A 4670-nucleotide genomic window follows, 5' to 3' on the forward strand; every position below is an offset into this window, starting at 1 on the left:
CATTTCTCAAAAAAGAGAGTGCCACATATTCCATCATTCTCTTTATTGTTTTAGGTGCAGAAATTTCTACAATTCCATCGCTCGTCGTTATTTCTCTCCTGGCCCTGAAGGATGTTGTAGGTTTTTTCCGAGATGTACACGAATGGCCGCTGCTTTACGCACAGAAAGAATTGGATGCTGATCGCACATATATCGAGCGTCTCAAACGCAGCACGCTGGCTGATCTGCAAACCGCACGCCGCACCTACGCCAGGAAGTTCGAGGGTCTGACCGGTCGGGCTACCCTGCTCGGTGGGAATCCCGCCAAAGCGGGTCTGGCATGGCTGGCTGTCGGCGCGGCTATCACCGCATGGCAATCGAATATGAAAGAACAAATACTTGAGAAATGGCCTTCACCTATCTGGGCGATGATTATAATTGCCACCAGCTTCGCTCTTTTCTCGTTCTTGATTGCCAGCTCTGCGGAGAAAAGAGTTCGAGCGCTCGATCTTCTCGACCAAGCCATAGAGGAGTGCAAGACAGCCGAGGACTTGTAACGGTTTTGTGCCGGTCAGGAAGTGCTTATGCCACTCTTGCTTCAAAAGCGAGGGGACTGATACCGCCCCGATATGAATGGCGTCGCCGTGGATTGTAGAAACCATTGATATACTGGAAGATGGCGGCAGTCGCCTGACGGCGGGTTAGCCAGTTCTGTCTCCAGAACCATTCCGCCTTCAGGCTTTTGAAAAACGTTTCGACGGCAGCGTTGTCAAAACAGTTTCCCTTTCCGGACATTGAAGCCAGCAGCCCCTGGGCCAGCAGCTTTTTCTGGAAATCATGGGAGCCATACTGGCTGCCACGATCGGAGTGGAAAATGCAGCCGGGCGCCGGGTTACGCAGCCGTACCGCCATATCCAGGGCACGAATGGCCAGATCCTTTTTCATCCAGTCGCTTGCGGCCCACCCGATCACGCGACGACTGAACAGATCGATGACGACAGCCAGATAGAGCCAACCCTCGGCAGTCCAGATAGAGCTGATATCGCCCGCCCATTTCCGGTTGGGACCAATCGCCGTCCAGAAGGTTGGCCACAATGCCAGACTGGTGGTGGCTGTCGGTCGTGATCTTGTGACGGGTGCGCACGGGCCAGATCCCGTTGTCCTTCATGAGGCGGCCAACGCGACGTTCTCCGACATCAAGCCCGGCTTCCCTCAGTTCCATGGTCAAGCACCATGCCCGGCATCGTTTGCGACAGATCAACGCGCAAGTCATGTCACGGGACGCAGCCATTGAAACTATTATTGGAGAAGATCCCGTCCTGACGCGTCGACGTGAAATTCTCTTGAGCATTCCGGGCCTGGGCCATGTCACAGCCCAGGCGCTTCTTGCCGATATGCCTGAACTTGGAGCCATGGATGAAACGCAGGCTACCTCTCTTGCTGTGTTGGCACCCGTCGTCACACGCCAGTCCGGCAAGTAGCAGGGAAAAAGCTTCATAAGGGGTGGACGCACTTGTATTCGGCAGGCGCTCTACATGCCCGCTCTCGTCGCCATGCGGTTCAATCCCGATTCAAAGCGGATCTACAGTCGGCTCATTGACAACGGCAAGCATGCCAAGCTCGCTATCACCGCAGTCTTGCGCGAACTCGTGTTCCTTGCCAATGCGTTGTTGCGCGATGACCAAACCTGGACCCTAAAAGCACCTTGATCACAACGGATACTCTAATGGACTTGTGCATATTCACGCGCCAGCATCATAAAATGCTGTGCTGGTTCACTCAGGACATTGCCACCACGCCATGCCACGCCGATTTCAAGTGCAGGGATATTTTCTTTCGTGGGCCGCCATTCGATTCTTTCCCCGTCCAATGACCACGGACGATAAAACACGTCAGGCAGAATTGTGATCCCAACACCGTGACTAACAAGACTGCGCACTGCTTCAATGGAGGTCGTCCTGACAATCGTATGCGGTTTGATACGGGAGGCATGCCAGAACGGAAGCGTTGCATCTTCAAGTTCCTCCAGGCGTGTTGTGATAATCGCTTCGTTAGCCAGAGATGCCAGGCTGATTGTATTCTGCCGCGTGAGTGGATGATTGACCGGCAACCAGACCCGCCAGGTTGATCGTGCTATGGGACTGGCATCCAGGGCCTGACGGTTTTCCATCTGTGAAACCATGAGCAGGCCCACATCCAACTCGCCATTCACCAGAAGATGTTCAATATAGCTACGCTGATCCTCCACCACATTGATGCTGACCTTGGGAAAGACCCGACGATGGCGGTCAAGCAGCGCCGGCAGGATATAGCCGGTTACAAGCGGCGTCACGCCAATGTTCAGTTCACCCGATAATGTATCGGGGCGTATGGACAGGGCCTGCTTGGCTTCACGCACATCCTGTAATATCCGCTGGGCATGACGCAGAAACTGGTGCCCTGCATGGGTCAGGTGCATGCCGCGTGCATGACGCTCAAACAGAATAGCCCCCAGTTCTCCCTCCAGCGCCTTGATGGCGTCTGTAACGGCAGACTGCGAAATATTAAGGATAAGAGTAGCGCCTACGATCGAGCGCGCTTCTGCTACACCGACAAAATACCGCAAGTTGCGCAGCGTAATGCTCATACAATGAACCCTTGCTTTTGTTCCGTTATGCAACCGGTTGGAGATGCGTCATTCCGCCGGGACGAGCATTCGGTTTTTTCCAGTGAGACGATCTTAAGCTGGGAAAATACGTTCTGACAACAAAACATATGTCTCATTATTGCAAAAAAAGGACCGAAGCCTAGCCAAATTAACCGTAGAACGGGACATGAGGGAGCTAGCTATTTCATTTTCCGAATGGTCGTTTCTATTAAATGGTCTGGTTGTCACCGATGGGGTTGCGTAGCGTGAAGATCTTCATATTTCAAAGAGGGTGGTATGCTCATTGGGAACAATCTGGTTTCGGGTGCATCTCAAGAAGATACAATCATCGATCCTAAAAATGGGAAAGTAATACAGAACATCGCAGCCGCAGATTCAGAGCAGGTAAAACAGGCAGTTACGGCAGCTAAAGCAGCATTTCCCGCATGGTCAAGATTGACCCCAATGGAGAGAAGTCTCTATCTTTTGCGTATTGCCGACGCGATTGAGGCCCGTGCCGCTTATTTTGCACAGATTGAAGCAAAAAATTGTGGAAAGCCCTGTCATCTTGCTCTTCAGGATGAAATCCCAGCCACAGTAGATTGCTTCCGGTTTTTTGCCGGGGCGGCCCGCTGTATGGCCGGCGCGGTTGGGGGGGAATATCTGGCAGGCCATACGTCCATGATCCGGCGTGATGCCATTGGCGTGGTAGCATCGATCGCCCCGTGGAATTACCCGCTGATGATGAGCGCATGGAAAATTGCGCCAGCCATTGCAGGCGGCAATACTGTCATCCTTAAACCGTCCGAACTGACGCCGCTCAGTGCACTTGCTCTGGGCGAAGTCATAGCGGCGATCCTGCCCCCCGGCGTCGTCAATATTATTGTTGGTCAGGGCAGTACGGTTGGACAGCAGTTGGTGGATGATCCCCGTATTGATATGATTTCTCTTACGGGAGACATTGCTACTGGCCAGAAAATGCTTATGGCGGCCACAAAGACAATCAAACGCACTCATCTGGAACTGGGTGGAAAAGCACCGGTTATCGTGCTGGATGATGCTGATCTTGATCTGGTTGTCCAAGGTCTGCGCACTTTCGGTTATTATAATGCCGGACAGGATTGCACTGCAGCCTGCCGCGTTTATGCAGCCGATGCCATATACGAGAGACTAGTGGACAAACTGGCCAGTGCCGCCCGGCAGATCGTATATGGAAATGCGGACGACAATAAAAACGAGATCGGCCCCCTTATTTCCGCGCGGCAGCAATCCCGCGTGGGTTCCTTTGTTGAACGTGCCCGCCAGCAAAGCCATATCGAAATCGTAACTGGTGGGCGCGCCGGCACACATGGTTTTTTCTATGAACCAACAATCATAGCTGGGGCTAGACAGGATGATGAAATCGTCCGCAAGGAGGTTTTTGGGCCTGTCATTTCGGTGTCTCGTTTCAAGGAGGAGGAAGACGCCCTCCACTGGGCTAATGATTCCGAATATGGTCTTGCCTCATCGGTCTGGTCGAGGGACGTAAGTAAGGCCATGCGTTTCGCATCGGCATTACGTTATGGCTGTACATGGGTAAATTGCCATTTCATGATTGTGAATGAAATGCCGCATGGCGGATTTCGTAAATCCGGATATGGCAAAGATCTGAGCATGTATGCGCTGGAGGACTTTACCGTTCCCCGACATATCATGGTCCGTCTGGATTAGGGGGCGCAGCATGGGCGAAACCAATCGGAACGTTCCCGACACGGATGCCGATCAGCTTGATTCTCTGGGTTACGAAGCGAATTTTGATCGCTCTATGTCCCTGTGGGAAAACTTTGCTCTCGGCTTTACATATCTTTCCCCTGTGGTGGGAGTCTATTCGCTTTTCGGCACCGGCATACTGGCTGGTGGTCCCCCTATGATCTGGTCCTACCTTATCGCAGCGATAGGGCAGTTTTTTGTCTGTCTTACGTTTTGTGAGGTTGTATCGCAATTCCCACTGGCGGGGGGTCTTTATCCTTGGGCAAGACGGTTGGGAGGCAAGGCTTGGGCTTGGATGGCAGGATGGATATATAGC

6 protein-coding genes and 1 pseudogene are annotated in these 4670 nt (G+C 52.8%); 5 read left to right on the forward strand and 2 right to left on the reverse strand.

Annotated features, from left to right (window positions below; genetic code table 11):
• Window positions 1-536, forward strand: a 536-nt coding sequence (locus ABF824_RS15515; protein WP_415489880.1) for a hypothetical protein, incomplete at its 5' end; no start/stop codon positions are given.
• 25 nt (window positions 537-561) lie between these two features.
• Here ABF824_RS15515 and ABF824_RS15520 read toward each other — a convergent pair.
• A pseudogene (locus tag ABF824_RS15520) lies at window positions 562-1207 on the reverse strand (IS3 family transposase); the annotation flags it as partial.
• A gap of 43 nt (window positions 1208-1250) precedes the next feature.
• Here ABF824_RS15520 and ABF824_RS15525 point away from each other — a divergent pair.
• Window positions 1251-1460 (forward strand): transposase, encoded by a 210-nt coding sequence (locus tag ABF824_RS15525; protein WP_415489885.1) that lies wholly within the window; start codon window positions 1251-1253, stop codon window positions 1458-1460.
• Between the two features lie 54 nt (window positions 1461-1514).
• A complete protein-coding gene (locus tag ABF824_RS15530; RefSeq protein WP_415489881.1) occupies window positions 1515-1688 on the forward strand; it encodes a hypothetical protein in 174 nt (57 codons plus the stop codon).
• Between the two features lie 14 nt (window positions 1689-1702).
• Here ABF824_RS15530 and ABF824_RS15535 read toward each other — a convergent pair whose 3' ends face one another.
• Entirely contained in the window at window positions 1703-2605 is a 903-nt protein-coding gene (locus ABF824_RS15535; protein WP_415489882.1) for a LysR family transcriptional regulator, read from the reverse strand.
• Between the two features lie 297 nt (window positions 2606-2902).
• On the opposite strand from ABF824_RS15535, the gene ABF824_RS15540 reads away from it, so the two are divergent.
• Together ABF824_RS15540 and ABF824_RS15545 are read left to right on the forward strand one after the other, a co-directional pair.
• Window positions 2903-4315, forward strand: a complete 1413-nt coding sequence (locus ABF824_RS15540; RefSeq protein ID WP_415489883.1) for a gamma-aminobutyraldehyde dehydrogenase — start codon at window positions 2903-2905, stop codon at window positions 4313-4315.
• Window positions 4316-4325: 10 nt separating this feature from the next.
• On the forward strand, window positions 4326-4670 hold a 345-nt coding region (locus ABF824_RS15545; RefSeq protein ID WP_415489884.1), incomplete at its 3' end, for an amino acid permease.

Source organism: Acetobacter sp. (assembly GCF_047721705.1).
GTDB lineage: Bacteria > Pseudomonadota > Alphaproteobacteria > Acetobacterales > Acetobacteraceae > Acetobacter.